The following is a 19,296-nucleotide window of genomic DNA, read 5'->3' as shown; positions in this document are numbered from 1 at the left end:
AAAATTATTAATAATGATTGCACAGCTAATATTTCTCGTCCTATTTGTCGCCGCTGTTTACCTGTTCTCCAAAAACGCGGGTAAAATACGGCGCAATATCCTGTTGGGCCGCGATACCGGTCGCAGTGATCAGCCTGGCCTGCGCTGGAAAACGATGGCCAGGGTAGCCTTGGGCCAAAGCAAAATGGTGAAACGCCCTTTGGCAGCGGTAATGCATATTTTTATTTATGCAGGCTTCGTGCTCATCAACATCGAGGTGCTGGAGATCATGGTGGACGGCTTGTTTGGCTCGCACAGGATATTTTCAAAACCCCTGGGAAGTTTATATGGATTCCTGATCGGCGGCTTTGAGGTGCTGGCGGTACTGGTACTCATTGCCTGTGTGGTTTTCCTGGCCAGGAGAAATATCGTGCACTTAAAGCGTTTCAGCGGTAAGGAGATGACCCAATGGCCCAAATCGGATGCCAACTATATCCTGGTTATCGAAATATTGCTCATGACCGCCTTTTTAACCATGAATGCTGCCGATTACAAATTGCAGGCGCTTCACGTGGGGCATTACCTCAAAGCGGGCAGTTTCCCGGTAAGCAGTTTTATAGCCCCGCTGTTACCCGGCCATGCAGCCGTATTGGAAATGACCGAGCGCGGATGCTGGTGGTTCCATATCACCGGGATCCTGGCATTTTTAAACTACCTGCCTTATTCCAAACATTTTCATATCCTGCTGGCTTTTCCGAACACTTACTATTCTAACCTGGATGAAAAAGGAAAGTTTACCAATATGGCATCGGTAACCAACGAGGTAAAAGCGATAATGGACCCGGCATTTGTACCCGAGGCTACAACTCCCGGTCGTTTCGGGGCTAAAGATGTAACCGATCTCAGCTGGAAAAACCTGATGGATGCCTATACCTGTACCGAGTGCGGCCGGTGTACCAGTGTTTGCCCGGCCAATATTACCGGCAAGCTGTTATCTCCCCGCAAGATCATGATGGATACCCGCGACAGGATCACCGAAGTGGGTAATAACCTGGATAAGCATGGGAAGGACTATGACGATAGCAAAGCCTTGCTTGATAATTATATCAGCCGGGAAGAATTATGGGCCTGTACCACCTGTAATGCCTGCGTAGAGGCCTGCCCGGTAAATATTAACCCATTGGAGATTATTACCGAAATGCGCCGCTATATCGTGATGGAAGAATCGCAGGCCCCTGCCAGCCTGAATAACATGTTTGGCAATGTTGAAAACAACGGCGCCCCCTGGAAATATAGCCAGGCCGACAGGTTGAACTGGGCGGAGAAATAGCAGGCAGGTTTAAGTCTGCAGTTAGTCAAATAGCTCCATGGTTTATATGCTATGGTAAAATGATGGATCCGAAATGGAAAACGAAAAATCCGAAATAAAGATACCTACTATGGCCCAAATGGCTACCGAAGGCAGGGAACCCGAGATACTGTTCTGGGTGGGCTGTGCGGGTAGTTTTGATGAGCGGGCACAAAAAATAACCCGTGATATCTGTAAGATCCTGCATCATGTGGGTATCAGCTATGCTGTGTTGGGTACCGAGGAAAGCTGCACCGGCGACCCTGCCAAACGGGCCGGTAACGAATTTTTGTTCCAGATGCAGGCCATGACCAATATCCAGGTGTTGGATGGCTACCATATCAAAAAAATTGTGACCGGCTGCCCGCATTGCTTTAATACCATTAAAAACGAATACCCGGGCCTGGGCGGTAATTACGAAGTGATCCACCATACCCAGCTTATTCAGCAGCTGATTGATGCGGGTAAGCTAAAAGCCGAAGGGGGCGAAAGCTTTAAAGGTAAAAAGATCACTTTTCATGATCCCTGCTACCTGGGGCGTGGCAACAATGTTTATGAGGCTCCGCGTGCAGCACTGGAGATCCTGGATACCGAGCTGGTAGAAATGAAACGCTGCAGATCAAACGGCTTATGCTGTGGCGCGGGAGGTGGGCAGATGTTTAAAGAACCGGAACCGGGTAAAAAGGATATCAACATGGAACGGATCCAGGAGGTTATAGCAGTCAAAGCCCAGGTGGTGGCTTCCGCATGCCCGTTTTGTATGACCATGCTTACAGATGGTGTAAAACTCAACGAAAAAGATCAGCAGATCCAGGTGCTGGACATTGCCGAGATCACCGTTAGGGCGAATGGGTTATAACGCTATTACATTAATTATATAATTACCGAAGCCGGTTGTTTACAGGTTAAACAGCACTTTAGCCAATATCATGCGCCCAGGTATGGCGTACGAGCTTGAGGTAAATACATTGGCGGATAAGTATAACGCGGTATAGTTTTTTACATTGAACAGGTTTTGACCTGTTAGTTCCACATCAAGTTTGGTTTTGCTGAATTTGTAACGGATAGACGCATCAGCAGAAAAATATTTCAGATCATTAGCCTGCTGCTGGTGGGTATAATAGTGGTCGGCTGAAAAATTAAAGAACAGCGTGCTAAGCGGGTTATAATTTACAGATGCAGTTTGTATCAGCCGCTGAAATTTTGAACTGTTACTTATAGCCGGCGACTTACTGGTGGTTTGGCTATAGTTAGCTTTATAGCTCATTGTTATAACATTACTTACCTTGGTTTCGGCACCTGCGTTTAAGGTTTCTGATATCGTGTTAAAAGGTAATATCAAGCCATTTTGTACCTGGTTTAATTTTGTGGTTTGCCATAATGCGCCCCCGCTGAAGGTGGTGTTTAAATCAAATGCATATTTACTTGCGTAACCACTTACTGTCCAGGTATCCATATGGTTATTATAAGGCAATACAATCCGCCGCTGTATGTTATTGGTTAAAATACTTGAAGCGATATTGTTAGAATAGATATGACTATAAGCAACATTCAGGCTAAAAAAGAATAGCGTAATGGCTTTTCGATAATTAAAGCCCAGCCCGGCGTTCTGGCTTTGCCGCTCGGTTAAAGCTGCGCTGTTGGCATACAAGGTACGGTAGTTGGTAAGTATATAGCCCCGGTACACATCCTGTATATTGCCAATGTTATTACGCAGGCTGTAATTCAGTGTAAAATAGTTTTCAATACCGCTTTGGTACTTAACAGATAAATGCGGGTTAAAATACAGGCGGGTAAGGCTGTTATCCAGCTGATAATACGGATCATTATAGTGCGTTTGCTGCAGGCTAAGTGGCAGGCTCATATTAATTTTAAGAATTTTGCCTGGTATATCATAGTCTGCTTCGGCATACAATTTATTGCGCGACCAGCTTAAACTGTTAAGGCAACTATCGGATACCAGGTTGCTTGTATTGTTCAGCTGTGTAACTGTTAGATCGGTGTTTAATTTTTGTGATTGCCCGCTGAAGCCTGCTTTAAAACTTTGTGTTAAATATTGCCCCGGTATTTTGTATGAAATATAATTATTTGTAAACCAGCCCGGGATATTAACCTTTTGAGTAAGCAGCGAATAATTGATGCCGTTGTTAAATATACCAGGATTCAGATTTGGTTCAATCACCCTGTTTTCTGGTTCGGATGTGCGGTTAATGTAACTGTAAACCTCCACAATTTTATTTGATTTAAAGGTTTGCATAAAATTAAGCTCGTTCGAAAAATCAAACAGGTTATCCTTAAAAGTCTGGTTTACGTGCACACCATTGCTGTTAAGTGCAGAGTACGTGGTGTTATGACTGTAATCGGTAACCAGGTTATCATTCAAAAAATATCTGCTTTTATTAATGTTAAGCGTAAACTGGCTGTGTATCAGATCGGGCCGGCGTTTATTGCGTTGCACCTCGGTATAACGTATAGTATCATCGGGCAGATATACCTCGCTAAAACGCTGGTAATCCTGGCGCTGGTTATCGCGCAGATAGGAGATATTGGCCCGCAGTTGCACATCTTTTTTCAGGTTGACCAGGTTATTCAGATTCACAATGCCCGACTGGTTAAACAAATACCTGTTACGCGGCAAATCAGGATCGCCCGCTGTACCTAATGAAAGTACGGTACCGGGTTTATCATTATCAATACGTTGCATGTAATCTGCCGCATTATGCGATACCAGGTCCCCTGCAACATCAAAGCCTGTATTGTTTCCTTTAACATAATTAATAGCCTTGTATTTATCCTTAAACATCATAGCGTTCAGGTCTTCATAATACTTTCCCGGCAGCCCTGCTCCTACGGTTTCCTGGCCTATCAATTGCAGTTTCGCATCTTTTTTAATAGTGAGATTTAAGGCAACATCCTCACTTACAACCTTATCCTTCAGCATTTTTATGGGTTGATGGTTTTCCATTACCTGCACCTGGTCAACCACTCCATTGGGGATTGTGCCGGTGGCAATATTGTATTTATCATCCAACAGGTTATCGCCGCCAATATAAAGGTTTGATATAGCCTTACCATTATAGCTTATCTTGCCATCTTTGGCCACGTCTATCCCCGGCAGCTTTTTAATTACATCGCCAATTACCCTATCCTGCGGACTGCTAAAATCAGATACCTTGTAGCTCAGGGTGTCGCCGTTGGTTCGAAGTCGTGGCCGGTTATCTTTAACGGTAACCGTTTTAAGCTGGTGCACCGCGGTGGAAAGCTTAAAGTTATAAGGTGTTGTAAAAACTGTTATCGGTTTTATTTCCTTTTTAAAACCTATGCAGCTTACTTCAAGGGTAAGGCCATTCTTATCAGCATCAGCAGGCAGGGTTAAATTATAAACCCCGTTTACGCCACTGGTGGTATAGGCAATAATAAAGTTATTACTGCCTTTCAGGTTGATGCTGGCATAACTCAGGGGTTTGCCCAGGCTATCTGTAACGGTACCTTTTATATTTTGGCCAAGGCACAGCACAGCCACGAGCATACATAAAATGAATGCCCCGGCACTTTTATGTAAAAAACTCATTTCTTTTCGGGTAATTCTATTGGGTTGTTAATCACCGGGCCGTTTCCATTTACCACTATCCTCATCTGGTCACCCGGACCAGGGCCTGGGCCATTTGCGCCCCCAGGTCTCATATTCATACCAGAACCAGCCATAGCCGATTTAGCAAATGCATTAGGATCCTTACGCATCGCTTCCTCCAGGCGCTTAAATTCCTTTTCGGTGGTTTTAACAGCATCGGTTGGCAGTGCAATAATATTGGGGTCAGCGTCATCTTCCATTCCTATCATTCTAACCGTTAACCCACCTGTGGGCGCAGGTGCACCGGCTGCTGTTTTGGGAGAATTGCTCACTTCTTCCATACCATCAAACTTAAACACCACTTCTTTCCGGGCATCATAGGCTTCAACAATTAAGCCGGGCAATCCGTTTAATTTCCAGGGGCCGGTATGAAACGGCAGATCAGGGCAAAACCAGGCTGTATAATCGCGGCCTTTAATATGACCTGTGGCTTTCTGGCAATGCAGTCCCGCAAAACTGGCAGTATCGTTGCTGATCTTCCAGCTGATGGACGGCATAGGTTCCTCTATCAGGTAAGCTGTGATGAGCCTTTCTTTACGAACCAATTTACTTTGTAGCGGGAACTGGTAAAATTCGTTCCGGGTTGATTCGCCCCTACTCGTCACTTTTATATTTATAGGGCCGCCATTTCCTTTTTGCGCGGCAACCTGGTCGGCAACCTGTTTTTTCATCATGGCCTCCTGTATTTTGCGGTCATAACTTTTGTAAGCACTGGAGGTTGCTCCCACAAACAATATCATGTTTTCGGTATAGGGTTTATCGCGGTTGGTGGTGTCGCGCAGGTGCGAAAATTTATAATGAACAATCGCTTTGGCGGTATCAGGCTTTTGAGCCCTCACACTAAAAATAACAAGTGAAAAGGCGGCGAAAAGAAGGATCGTTTTTTTCATGATGATCAGGATAAGTTTTTATTAAAGAGCTTAAATACTTTTGACAATTCAAATATAACTAACAAAATAGTTTCACTACGAACTTTTCGTAGAATTAACACTTTTTAACAAATGCACATAACTTTGCCCATGGCTGTAGTACACAGAAGTGGAATTAAAAACTTCCCCGACAGGTTTATTTTCATATGGATTTGATGTTATTGATTTACACCATTACCTTGCAACTGTAATTCAACCATAAAAACCCCAAAATGAAGCAAGGACTTTTAATTGATATGGACGGTGTGATCTACAGCGGAGAAGAGCTGATTGCCGGTGCCGATAAATTTATTAAACACCTGATAACAAACGATATACCATTTGCATTTATGACCAATAACAGCCAGCGCACAAGCCTGGAGGTGGTGCGTAAATTAAAAAGGATGGGTATAACTGTAGAAACCAAACATGTATACACCAGTGCAATGGCTACCGGCAAATTTCTGGGAGACCAAAGCCCCAACGGTACAGCTTATGTGCTGGGCGAAGGCGGGTTACTGACCAGCCTGCATGAAAACGGCATCACGCTGGTCGACTCGGACCCTGAATTTGTAGTTTTGGGTGAAGGCCGGAATTTCACACTCGAGATGGTACAACGGGCGGTAGATATGATTCTTGCCGGCGCAAAATTCATCACAACCAACAGGGATCCTTCACCAAAAAAACCGGGATGGAATAATTTGGGTATAGCTGCTACAACAGCAATGATTGAAGAAGCAACCGGCCGAAAAGCATTTGTTACCGGCAAACCAAGCCCGGTGATGATGCGGTCGGCCCGGAAATTCCTTGGCCTGGAAACCGCGGAAACAACCGTAATTGGCGATACCATGGAAACAGATATTCAGGGTGGTGTTCAAATGGGGTATAAAACTATCCTGGTATTGTCTGGGATATCAAATAAAGAGACGTTAGGCAATTATGCTTTCAAACCCGATATGATTGCAAGCTCGGTAGATAAGATAGTTTTTCCTTTAAAATGGTGGTAAATTTCAAGTAATCGAATAGTTATCCTGTAAAGATAGCCCCTTCTTCAGTTATCGTTTTATCTGTATGTGATAATTTCGTTACTTTTACTGTGCGCCCGGAGGCAATGCATTACAAGAAATTGTTTTTAATTAGCTGTCACTTTGAATACACATGAGCTTGTTCACTTAATCCGATTTAACAATGATGAGTCGGCATTTAACGAGCTTTACAAAGCACAGGTGGTTAAACTTTGCCAATTTGCAAACTCTTTCCTGGGTGATAATGAAGCCAGCGAAGAGATAGTGAATGATGTGTTTGTAAAGATCTGGCTTAACCGCAACACCCTGGATAAGATCAGGAATCCACAGGTATATTTGTATGTGGTTGTAAAAAACGCATGCCTGAATCATATCCGGAGCAATTCATCCAGAATGACCCGTGAATTGAGTATTGCCGAATCTTTTTATTTTCACCTCAATGCCGATCCTGCACAATTACTTATCAGCAAGGAGCTTCATACCGAGATTGTCAACGCCGTTAACAGCCTTCCTCCACGCTGCAAACTCATCTTTAAAATGGTAAAAGAAGACGGGCTTACCTGCAACGAAGTGGCTTCTATACTCGAATTATCTAACAAAACCGTATTTGCCCAGTTATCCATCGCGATAAAAAAACTCGAAAGCATCATCAGGTAAGCTTCCTCCAAATTTACCGTGTATAATTTAATCCGAAACAGATTTTAATTTTATTTAAAAATCTTTTAGGAAAATCTTAATTGTTTGGTGTCTTTATAATCAGATTAGCTATAAGTATGGGAAAATCAAGGTTTATTGAGCTGATGGCCAAAAGTATGGATGGGTCGGCCAGTAAAAATGAATTAAATGAACTCGAACTGTTTTTAAAACAGTATCCAGGATACAAAAAGATACGGCACGTAACAGATGCCTTAACGGGTACACTTAAACAGGAGAATACTATTTTACAGGAAAAAGATGTAAACAGCAGGCTTGATGCGTTATGGGTGAAGATCAAAAGCTCGGAAGGGTTAGAAACTGAAAGTTTAAATGACAATATAAAACCGTTTAATTACCGGAGATGGATAAGTGCAGCGGCTGCAATAGCTGCACTTGCTGTATTAAGCTTTTTATTTTATAATAATCGGCATCCAAATCAGCAGATTACTGCGGCATCTATAAAAAGAATTGATGTGCCTTTTGGTGAAATGATGCAGGTTACTTTATCAGATGGTACCAAAGTTAAACTTAATGCAGGGAGCCATTTTACATATCCATCTGTTTTTTCGGATACGCAACGGGAAGTTAATTTAGAAGGGGAAGGTTTTTTTGAAGTAACTAAAAATCCAAAGAAACCATTTTTGGTACACACAACCGGGTTTACGGTGAAGGTTTTAGGTACCGTGTTTAATGTAAGAGCTTACCGCGACGATAAATCGACCGAAACAACCTTATTGAAAGGTAAAGTACAGGTAGAACTAACCGACGATCCGGAAAAGAAGATCATTTTATCGCCGCATGAAAAGCTTACTATAAATAATCAGCCATTAATTGCCGATCATCAATCAAATAAGGTGAATGTGGCCAAAATAAAATATGAAGTAGCTTCGCTGCCCAACGTCAGTAATGATACCTACCAGGAAAATGCCTGGACGGAGCATAAAATCATGTTTGTTAATAATGATTTTGAAGATGTAGCCCGCCAAATGGAACGTAAATATAATGTGCACATCATATTTGAAAATGAGGCTTTAAAGAAAGAACAGATAAGTGGCGTACTTGAAAATGAGAGCCTGGATACCGCACTGAATTTCCTGAAGCAAATAGTGCCTTTACAAACAAAAATCGATGGGAACACTGTTTACCTCGCCTACAAGATTAAAAAATAAACAATTCAACTAATATTAACTTAACCCCGCAACATGAAGAGAAATATTTACTTATCAGATTCCTGAAAACCCCATAAATAAACAAGGGAAGAGTTGCACCTCTTCCCTGCAAAAATCTGGGATTTATTATTAAGAGTAAGAGTGTTATGACGGCGCTTACTCTATCCATTAATTTTCAAAACAAATGTAATGAAAAAAACAACAAGGGCATTTGCAAGTCCATATGCCCCCGTATGCCTTAAAGTTATTTTGCTAATGAAAGCAGTATTCTTTCTAATTCTGGTTACATGTATGCAGGTTTCGGCCAGTGTATACTCGCAACAGAAATTCACACTCAGCATTAAGCAAACTGAGGTAAGTAGTATACTTACTAAAATTCAAAAACAAAGCGATTACCGCTTTTTTTACAACTATGCATCCCTGAAAAAATTAGGCAAGGTTGATATTAATGTGCAGGATGCAACTATTGAGCAGGTATTAGGAGCGCTCATTGATAATAAACTGCCTTACAAAGTGGCGGACGACCATGTAGTGATTATATCTACACCCGAGACAGCCGATGCCCTGTTGATTGTAAAGGGAAAGGTTGTTGACAACAAAGGCGAACCATTAATTGGGGTAAATATCAGGCTGCAAGGTACAAACATCGGTGTTACCACGGATGTTAACGGTAGCTTTGTGATCAATGCACCCGATAAAGGTGTATTGGAGATCAGCTATATCGGCTACGAAAAAAAGATCGTGACCATCAATGGCGATCAGCCTTTAAACATCGTCATGACTCCCCTGCCATCTGCATTGGGTGAAGTAGTTGTAGTAGGTTATGGTACAAGTAAAAAAGTTGATATTACAGGTTCGGTAGCCAGTGTTAAAGGCAGCGATATTCAAAACCTGCCGGTAGCATCTGCCGCTCAGGCTTTAGATGGCCGTGCAAGTGGTGTCAGCATTGTGCGTAACGATGGTTCGCCCGGCGCCGCGCCAAGTATCAGGATTCGTGGTACGGGTACCATCAATGATGCTAACCCGCTTATAGTAATTGATGGCGTGCCAACAAGTAACCCCGATGCGTTAAGTGATATTAACCCTAATGATATTGCATCTGTCGAGATTTTGAAAGATGCATCTTCAAGTGCTATTTATGGTACAAGGGCAGCAAATGGCGTGGTGCTGGTAACTACCAAAAAGGGTACTTACAATCAAAAGCTATCAACATCGGTTAATTTTTACAGCGGTTTCCAAAATACAACCAAATACATCAAGCTGCTTACCGCGCCAGATTTGTACAAATTGAAAAGAGAGCGTTATACCAACGATGGGGTTGCTATAGATGCGCCGTGGAACGATACCTATTATGCAACCCAGCGCACCGATTGGCAGCGTGCTATTATGGGAACAGGCCATGTAACCAATGGCGATGTAAGTTTACAAGGTGGTAATGATGTATCTAACTATTATCTTTCGCAATCAATTTATAACGAGGATGGTATCATCAATAAAACCAACTTTAAGCGTTACGTTACCCGTATCAATTCTGAACATAAAGTAACCCCATGGTTTAAGCTGGGCGAAAACATTCAGCTATCATATGGTAATCAAAATGGCTTTGATAACAATAACTCACAAACGGGTTTAATTTTCTCGGCATTGCGGTTTAATCCTGCTATACCCCTGGTTAATCCGGATGGCACATACGGCACTTCAAAAGCTTATGCCAACCAGTTAGGCGATATTAACAGCCCTTACGCTACTATACAGGAGGCTGATAAGTACACCAAAAAATACCGTGTACTGGCCAATGCTTTTGCCGAGATCTCGTTTTTGAAAGAATTAAAATTGCGTGTTAACTATGCCTTTGATGGCGCATTGATCCGTAATTATAACTTTAGTATTGCCGATGTAAACCAGACAAGGCCAAATCAAAATTCTACCTTAACACAAAGCGAAGAAGAATTATCATCTCAATTACTGGAGTCTTTCTTAACTTACGATAAGGTATTTGGCAAAAGCCACGTAACCTTTACAGGTGGTTACTCTTACCAAAACTTTAAAGACAACGGCTTCAACGCTTCACGTGTTGGTTATGATGACACAGATCCCGCGCAAAGGGTACTAAGCCAGGGTAACGATCAATTCAATTCGAGCTTGCCGGTGCAGCCGTCATCGCTTCAATCGGGCTTTGCCAGGTTGTTTTATGATTACGACAGCAGATTTTTGGCTACTGTAACTTTCCGTGCGGATGGATCTTCAAAATTTGCCCCTGGTAACCAGTGGGGTTATTTCCCAGCCTTTTCATTGGGCTGGAGGTTATCTAACGAAAAGTTTATCAAAAATATAACCTGGATAAGCAACCTTAAATTAACAGGCGGCTATGGTGAACTCGGGAATCAAAACGTCGACCCGTATCAATATCTAAGCTTAATTAAAATTGGCAGTACTTATGAAAAGAATGGCTACGCTTTTGGCGGGACGGGCGTAAGCGGCGCTGCGGTTACCAGCATTGCCAACCCCGATATCACCTGGGAAAGGGCTGCCATGACCAACATTGCACTTGATGCCGGCTTTTTAAATAACCAGTTAAATACTACTATAACATGGTTTAATAAAAACACCAAGGATATGCTGATATCGCCTCCGGTGGTTGGTGCAGCGGGTTCGGTAGCTATCCCTAACCAAAATATTGGCACCATGAACAACAAAGGTGTTGAGGTAGAGGTTAATTACCAGGGCGGTGATAACAAATTAAAATACTCATTTGGCGCAAACGCTTCATTTATTAAAAATAAAGTAACGCAGTTAAATGGCGTTGGTACTTTTATAGGTTCTACCGTTTACGGCCGCTCAAGCCAGGAGATTTCACGTACCTACCAGGGGCAGTCGATAGCATCGTTCTATGGCTGGAAAACTGATGGGTTATATCAAACCCAGGCAGAGATAGACAATGATCCCGCGCTTAAAAATGATTCGCGCAAAAGTTCGATCAGGCCTGGCGACGTTAAATTCCTGGATTTAAATAGTGATGGTTTAGTTGACGGCAACGACCGTACCAACCTTGGCAATCCTAACCCTAATGTTACCGCAGGTATCCAGGGAAGCATATCGTATAAAGGATTTGATTTATCGGCCAATTTTACTGGTGTATTTGGCGTAAGCTTATACAACGCCGATAGGATGCAGGGTATCGACCCAACATATCCTTTTAACCTGTATGCCGAAGATTTAGGCCGCTGGACAGGTGCCGGTACAAGCAATACCATCCCACGTTTATCGCTTGACCGAGCTAATGATAACTACCGTACATCCGATCTGTTTGTAGAAAGTGGTAACTATTTCAGCCTTAAAAACGTGACATTAGGCTATACCTTACCTTTAACATGGTCTAAAAAAGCTGCGCTAAAAAGTGTAAAACTATACGCCTCGGGCCAAAATGTCTTTATTATAACCAAATACAAAGGCTATACGCCTGAGTTGGGTTATACCAATGGCAACCTGCAGCGCGGCGTTGATGTGGCTCAATACCCATCGGTACGTACAATTACATTCGGTGTAACAGTTAAATTATAAAATCATGAAATCGAACAAAATATTATATATAGCGTTAGGGCTGGCTTTAGTTAGCAGCTCATGTAAAAAAGCACTCGATCTGAAGCAAAAAGGAGTATATACCTCTGATAATTATTTCAGGAACGAAACTGATGCCGTTAATGCTGTTAACGGGATATACAGCATTTTACCGGAAGAAGATTACATAGGCCATGCCGAATCAACATTCGATACTCCATCTGACGATTACTGGCGCTCTGGTGATCATGGCGAAGATGAAGGCATTGAAAATTTAACTTATGATGCTTCAAATGCGGCTATCAGGTACCCGTGGAAATGGCGCTACGAAGAGATTAACCGCGCAACCAACTGCATCATCAATATCCCTAAAATAACCGCGATTTCTGCAGATATTAAAAGTCGCAGCATGGGTGAGGCTTATTTTCTAAGAGCTTTTGGTTACTGGCGTTTAATGATCATTCATGGCGATGTGCCAATCATTACCGATGAAGATTATGCTAAACAATTATTCAATGTTCCTAAATCGCCGATTGAAGAAGTGCGTAAGCAGATAGAAAGTGATTTGCTGAAAGCTGTTGACCTGCTGCCCGAAAGTTACGATGCTTCAAATCACGGTCGCGTAAGTAAAGGCACTGCACTGGGGCTTTTAACGAAGCTTTACATGTATTGGGAAAAACTTCCCGAAGCAATTGCAACAGGTCAAAAGGTAATTTCTAATTCGCATTACGCATTAGCTGCCAACTACACGGATAACTTTACCCGTGCAAATGAAAGCAGCACCGAAATGCTTTTCTCTATCCAGGCTCTACAAAACGTAGTATCAAATGATTTTACGGTTTACTATATCCCAAGGTCATGGAACGGTTACGGCTTCAGTCAGCCTTTACAGGGTTTGGCAAACGAGTTTGAAGCTAATGATCCTCGTAAAGCAGCAACGCTTTTAAGTGTTGGCGATAAGGTTGACCTTGGTGATAATAAAGGCTTAACCACTTTTACTGCCGATCTGTCGGCAACCGGATTTGCTTTCAAAAAGTACGCTGTATTTAACACTGTAGCCGATGGCGGCGGCGTAGACCATAACTTCGCTGTGCCTTTAATGCGGTCGGCTGATATTTACCTGCTGGTGGCAGAGGCCCTTATCCGTACACAGGGTGCCGGTGCCGGTGATGCACTGATAAACCAGGTAAGACGCCGGGCATCAATATTGTTGCCGCCGGTTGTAGGTGCAGGTATGACACAGCTGATTCACGAGCGCCGTGTTGAACTTGCGGGCGAGGACCAGCGCCACCAGGATTTAATGCGTTGGGACAAGAAAAACATTGTTGATATAGCAGCCATATACAACAAGGCGGTTTCAAAAGCGCCAATTGACCAATCGAAAACGGTGACATTTGTTCGCCCTAAAAATTATTATTTCCCATTACCACAGGTAGAAATTGATAAGAGTAAAGGCGTTTTAATACAAAATCCAAACTTTTAAGTAATGATCCATTAAATGCCGGTAGCCAGCAATGATTTGATAAATCAATTTGTGTTGGTTACCGGCATTTTTATTTAAATAATACCCTATACAAAAAAGAACCAGCTTAAATAATGAAAAAAGGTTTATTGATATTTATTGTTACCGCATTTAGTTTAAATACCTACGCCCAGGTTGATCAAAAAGCCTCCCTTGATTTTATTGAACGGGTTATTCCGGGCAAGTCGGGCGCTTTTTTAATCGAGTCTATCGCCCAGGATAATAGCAAGGATGCTTTTGAGCTTGATAACCGCAATGGTAAAATAGTTTTACGTGGTAGCAATGGCTTATCTGTAGCTGCGGCCTTAAATTACTACCTTAAAAATTATTGCTTTTGCGATATAGGCTGGAATGGTACCAACTTAAACCTGCCTGCAAATTTGCCCACAGTTAGCGTTAAAATCCATAAAACCACCCCATACAAATACCGCTACTACCTTAACTATTGCACCTTTAATTATACAATGGCCTGGTGGGATTGGGAACGCTGGCAAAAAGAAATTGATTGGATGGCCCTCAATGGCATTAACATGCCGCTGGCTATTACCGGCGAAGAAGCCGTATGGCAGGATGTATACAAAAGCATGGGCTTTACAGATAAAGAGCTGGACGCATTTTTTTGCGGACCGGCCTATTTCTCCTGGTTTTGGATGGGTAATATTGATGCATGGGGCGGCCCGCTGCCACAGCATTGGATGGATACCCACAAAGCATTGCAAAAAAAGATATTGGAGCGCGAACGTTTATTTGGGATGAAACCTGTATTGTCGTCATTTACCGGCCACGTGCCGCCATCTTTTAAAGATAGGTTCCCGAAGGCAAAAGTAAAAAAAACCAACTGGGATGCCGGTTTCCCGGATGTGTATATTCTTGACCCGGATGATGAATTATTTGAATCCATAGGCAAAAAATATATAGAAGCACAAACAAAAGAGTTTGGCACAGATCATCTTTACTCTGCAGATACTTTTAATGAAAACGTCCCTCCTACCAACGATTCTACCTACCTGGATGGGATGAGTAAAAAGGTTTTCCGGTCCATGACCGCTGCCGATCCCAAAGCGGTATGGGTAATGCAGGGATGGATGTTTCATTACAACAACAAGTTTTGGCAACCGCAACAGATCAAGGCGTTGTTAAATGCTGTACCGGATGATCAAATGATTGTTCTGGATCTGTACAGCGATGCCCACCCGGTATGGAACCGTACCGAAGCTTATTACGGCAAACCATGGATCTGGAGTATGCTGCAAAATTTTGGCGGTAACATTAGCCTGTTTGGCCGGATGCGCCATGTAGCCGCCGACCCGGCTATTGCCTTGCACGACCCCGAATCAAAAAACATGACGGGCATAGGCGTAACACCCGAAGGGATTGAGCAAAACCCTGCACTGTTTGCCCTCATGCTTGAAAACGTTTGGCGCGATACGCCTATTGACGCCGATGCATGGGTAAGCAATTATGCCCGCAGGCGTTATGGACAAATAAATGCCAATGCCGATAATGCATGGCATATATTATTGAATACCGTTTACAGTGGCGGCCTTACCGAGGGCGGCCCGGAATCTATCATAGTGGCCCGGCCGACTATGCAAAAAACTATCGACAGGGTTTTAACAAAACTAAATTATGATCCGAAGCAATTGGCTAAAGCGTGGGAGCTATTAATAAACGCCGCAGATAGCCTGAAACAAAGTGATGGCTTTCAGTACGACCTTATTGATGTAACCCGGCAGGTATTGGCAAATTATGCAACGCCACTGCAACAAAAAATGGCATCGGCCTATAAAAGCGGTGATAAGGAAGCGTTTAAAGAATATAGCACCTCTTTTTTACAGTTAATGGATGATATGGATGCCCTGCTGAGCACCCGTAAAGACTTTTTATTGGGTAAATGGATCAACGAGGCAAGGGCAAACGGCATCACCGAAAAGGAAAAGAACCTTTATGAATTTAATGCCCGCGACCTGGTTACGCTTTGGGGCGATAAGGAAAGCGGCTTACGCGAATACTCAAACAGGCAATGGGCCGGTTTAATAAAGGGCTATTATAAACCCCGCTGGGAACTGTATTTTGCGCAGCTTACAAAAGCAATGACAACAGGCACCCCTTTTAACGACAAAGCATTTGATGCACAGGTAAAAAATTGGGAATGGCAATGGGTTAATAAGCATGATAATGCTTATACCGATGTTGCCAAAGGCGATGGTGTAGAAAAAGCCAAGGCTTTGTTTGCAAAGTATAACAGTTTGGTGTTGCAGGCAGCATATTAGCCGCTACCTGTTTTTTTGTAGAGACGCATAATTGCGTCTCTCGCAGGACATTCCGAATTTACAAGATCGTCGATTTGCATTTGCAATTTGCGAGGTCGATTTGCACGTGGGAGATGCAATTATGCGTCTATACGGTTGAAAAGGCAATAATCATAATCAATGACGGGTTGACGCCCGAACCCTACTCTACCATAACAAAAAAACGTTGAATCATAAAAACACATGATCAAAAGCACATACCTATTCCTAATAATCCTTATTTGCCTGGCATACAGCACAACCATAAATGCCCAGTCAAGTAATGACCACATCTTCCCTCCATCTGCAGCGGCAAAATCTTATATTGATTTTGACAGTAAAGGTTTTTTTATAGCAGGCAAGCGTACCTTCATTGTTTCTGCAGGGTTAGAATATGCAAGAATCCCGCACCAGCTTTGGCATGATAGGTTGCTTCGCATCAGGCAGGCCGGATTTAATTGTATTGAGATTTACACCATCTGGAATTTTCATGAAGCACAGGAAGGCAAATTTGATTTTACCGGCGACCATGACCTCAACCAGTTTTTAAAAGAGGTTAAAGACCTTGGCATGTACTCCATCGTTCGCGTAGGTCCGTACTACTGTGCCGAATGGGATAATGGCGGCTACCCTATCTGGCTCAAGTTTAAAAAGGGGTTGCGGGTACGGGAAGATAATCCATTGTTTGAAAAATATGTCGATCGTTTTTTTGATCATCTTTTACCCATTGTATTTAATAACCAGGTTAATAAAGGTGGTTCGGTGGTATTGGTTCAGTTAGAGAACGAACACCCTAAAGGATGGGGCACGGTAATGCCAGATGGTTATTTTAAACATTTGCAAACCAAGGCATTGGCTATGGGGATGCAGGTGCCTTACTTTTTTAGCGGCTTGCATCATGCCAGCGATCCGGCGGGAGATGGGAAACTGGACGATGCCACAAGGCCCAATCCATGGTTTTCTACAGAGTTTTGGAGCGTATGGTATTCGCAGTACGGCGCTAAGCCCGGTGATGCCGCACTTTACGACAGGCGCACCTGGATGATCATTGCTAATGGCGGTAACGGATACAATTATTACATGGCTCATGGCGGGTCGAACTTTGGGTATACCAATAATGATGAGGATGCAGCCTCCTATGATTATGGTGCTGCTATTGGTCAGGCCGGCGATTTGAGGCCGATATATTATACCTTTAAACGCGCGGCATGGTTTGCCCGCAGTTTCCAGGATGTTCTGGAAAACAGTGTAAATGATGCTGCTGCATTTAGTAAGATAGTAACAGACTCTTCTTTAAAAATTAGCGCACGCAAAAGCCCGGCTGGGGAAATTGTCTTCCTTGATAATCCGGGTAAAGAAGCTATATCCGCGCAACTGCATCTCCCCGGTGATAAAGTTTCGGGCGATAAAAAGATAACGGTTTTACCTGGCGGGATCTATCCCCTGGTTCATGATTATAATATCAATAATGAGGTAACGCTTCATTGGGCTTTAAGCAGGATCTTTGCGGTTGTAAAGCAGGATAATACCACTACTATTATTGCAGATGTTGAAGCAGGGATGCCTTTATCGTTGTATTTTACAGCCAAAAACAAGGTGTCAACTGTAAACTCAGCCCTAAAAACAGAAGGCGACCAGGTAACCATCAATGAAACGATGGCCGTTATGGAAAAGCCTTTGGAATATACTTTTAAAGCGGGTACACAAACCATCCGTGTTTTAGCAATGAACAGGCAATGGACCGATAAAACATACATTGACGAGATAGCAGGCAAAAACTATATCGTTAGCGGTGCTGCCTATTTGGGGAAGGCCGAAGTTAAGAACGGCCGGTTTATTGCCGAAATAGAATCGCCATTGTTGGCAGATAAGCAGGATCAGGTCCGGATCTATACAGATAAAAAGTCGGTTCTTCTAAATCAGGCCCCAACACCAGGTACCAAACAACCCCAAAGCATTGCATTAAACAATTGGGAGTTTAAAAGCGCTTCGGGTTTTGCTGCTGCAAATTACAATACCCGCCAATGGTTGTCGTCAAAAGCCCCCTTACCTATGGGTACCGATGGTGATATAACCGCCGATGCCTGGTACAGAACATCACTTACCATTCCGGCTACAGGTAAGTATACATTACAGGTTAATGGTAATGGCCGCGGCCAGGCCTTTATTGACGGAAAGCAGGCCGCTAACTGGAAGCTGAGCGACGCAGAAGTTTCACTTCAATTAAAAAAGGGCAAACATGCTTTAGCTATTTTTACAGCACATGACGGCCGCGATAAGCTGCCTGCTTACATTGGGCCAATAGATGAAGTAGATAGCAAAGGAATTTTTGGCAACGCCGTGATTAAAAAAGGCGGCCCATTCATTAGCGAAATAAATGATTGGTATTTTATGAAAGCGGAAAAAAATATTGCTGTTAAGCAGGTGCCACCTGCATTTGATACTACCCTATTTAAAAAGTATAAAATAGGCGCCGATGCCTTTAATTTAAAGGAAGGATACGGCTGGTTTACTACAATTATACCACAACAACCTGCAGGTACATCAAAAATCACCTTGACGTTTAAAAGTATCGACGAAAATGCCACGGTATTCGTCAATGGGAAACAGGTATTACGCCATGACGGCTGGAACCAGCCTTTTGAAGTTCATATTACTGATACCGATATTTTAAAACATCCGGTTACGCTATCACTATTTATTGAAAACTATTCCAACGAAGGCGGCATCGATCAGCCTGTAAAGATCAATGCCATCGGCAATGCGCAGGCAATAACCGGTTGGCAAATGAAGGGAGGTCCTGGTGATGCACACGCTGTAAAGGGCTGGCAAAAATTGATACAAGGCAATAAAACTGATGCCCCCCGCTTTTACCGCGCCTCTTTTACTGTTCCGCAGCAAAAAGGGCAAAGTTTCATATGGCGGTTTGAGCCCAAAAACCTGGGGCATGGTTCTGTCTGGGTTAACGGGCATCATATTGGCCGCTACCCCGAAAAAATCCAGGTTTCCAGTTTGTATATCCCCGAATGCTGGCTCAACAAGGGCTTAAACCAGTTAGTGATATATGATGAAGATGGAAAACAACCTAACGATACCATAATTGCTGCCGAGCCAGGAGCTGGGCGTACAACAACTCAACTAAGTGCTGATCTCAATTAATAAAACAAAA

General features: G+C 43.1%; 11 protein-coding genes. 9 read left to right on the top strand and 2 right to left on the bottom strand.

What is annotated here, in order from left to right:
• Positions 1-13 precede the first annotated feature (13 nt).
• Both AC1DQW_RS16105 and AC1DQW_RS16100 read left to right on the top strand, forming a co-directional pair.
• On the top strand, positions 14-1,309 hold the full coding sequence (locus tag AC1DQW_RS16105) for a 4Fe-4S dicluster domain-containing protein (protein ID WP_477455032.1): 1,296 nt from the start codon (positions 14-16) through the stop codon (positions 1,307-1,309).
• Between the two features lie 73 nt (positions 1,310-1,382).
• Positions 1,383-2,186: a (Fe-S)-binding protein gene (locus AC1DQW_RS16100; protein WP_477455031.1), complete on the top strand. Its 804-nt coding sequence runs from the start codon at positions 1,383-1,385 to the stop codon at positions 2,184-2,186.
• A gap of 39 nt (positions 2,187-2,225) precedes the next feature.
• Here the strand turns inward: AC1DQW_RS16100 and AC1DQW_RS16095 are convergent, their stop codons facing one another.
• Entirely contained in the window at positions 2,226-4,898 is a 2,673-nt protein-coding gene (locus AC1DQW_RS16095; RefSeq protein ID WP_477455030.1) for a carboxypeptidase-like regulatory domain-containing protein, read from the bottom strand.
• Complete coding sequence (locus tag AC1DQW_RS16090) at positions 4,895-5,848, bottom strand: GLPGLI family protein (RefSeq protein WP_477455029.1); 954 nt, start codon at positions 5,846-5,848, stop codon at positions 4,895-4,897. The genes AC1DQW_RS16095 and AC1DQW_RS16090 overlap by 4 nt, the downstream gene beginning before the upstream one ends.
• 251 nt (positions 5,849-6,099) lie before the next feature.
• Between AC1DQW_RS16090 and AC1DQW_RS16085 the strand changes: the two genes are divergently transcribed.
• The 7 genes from AC1DQW_RS16085 (at position 6,100) to AC1DQW_RS16055 (ending at position 19,286) form a co-directional block, all read left to right on the top strand.
• Entirely contained in the window at positions 6,100-6,873 is a 774-nt protein-coding gene (locus tag AC1DQW_RS16085) for an HAD-IIA family hydrolase (protein ID WP_477455028.1), read from the top strand.
• Between the two features lie 141 nt (positions 6,874-7,014).
• Positions 7,015-7,548 carry an RNA polymerase sigma-70 factor gene (locus AC1DQW_RS16080; protein WP_477455027.1) on the top strand — a complete coding sequence of 178 codons (534 nt, stop codon included), beginning with the start codon at positions 7,015-7,017 and terminating at the stop codon, positions 7,546-7,548.
• 116 nt (positions 7,549-7,664) lie between these two features.
• Positions 7,665-8,756 carry a FecR family protein gene (locus AC1DQW_RS16075; protein ID WP_477455026.1) on the top strand — a complete coding sequence of 364 codons (1,092 nt, stop codon included), beginning with the start codon at positions 7,665-7,667 and terminating at the stop codon, positions 8,754-8,756.
• Positions 8,757-8,945: 189 nt separating this feature from the next.
• Positions 8,946-12,317: a TonB-dependent receptor gene (locus tag AC1DQW_RS16070; protein WP_477455025.1), complete on the top strand. Its 3,372-nt coding sequence runs from the start codon at positions 8,946-8,948 to the stop codon at positions 12,315-12,317.
• A 4-nt stretch (positions 12,318-12,321) separates the two neighbouring features.
• A complete protein-coding gene (locus AC1DQW_RS16065; RefSeq protein WP_477455024.1) occupies positions 12,322-13,797 on the top strand; it encodes a RagB/SusD family nutrient uptake outer membrane protein in 1,476 nt (491 codons plus the stop codon).
• 113 nt (positions 13,798-13,910) lie between these two features.
• A complete protein-coding gene (locus AC1DQW_RS16060) occupies positions 13,911-16,109 on the top strand; it encodes an alpha-N-acetylglucosaminidase (RefSeq protein ID WP_477455023.1) in 2,199 nt (732 codons plus the stop codon).
• Positions 16,110-16,331: 222 nt separating this feature from the next.
• Entirely contained in the window at positions 16,332-19,286 is a 2,955-nt protein-coding gene (locus AC1DQW_RS16055; RefSeq protein WP_477455022.1) for a beta-galactosidase, read from the top strand.
• Positions 19,287-19,296 lie beyond the last annotated feature (10 nt).

This window comes from Mucilaginibacter sp. P5_A4 (genome assembly GCF_056400605.1).
Note: the sequence above shows the minus strand (reverse complement) of the source record. Positions and strands in the feature narration are given on the sequence as shown.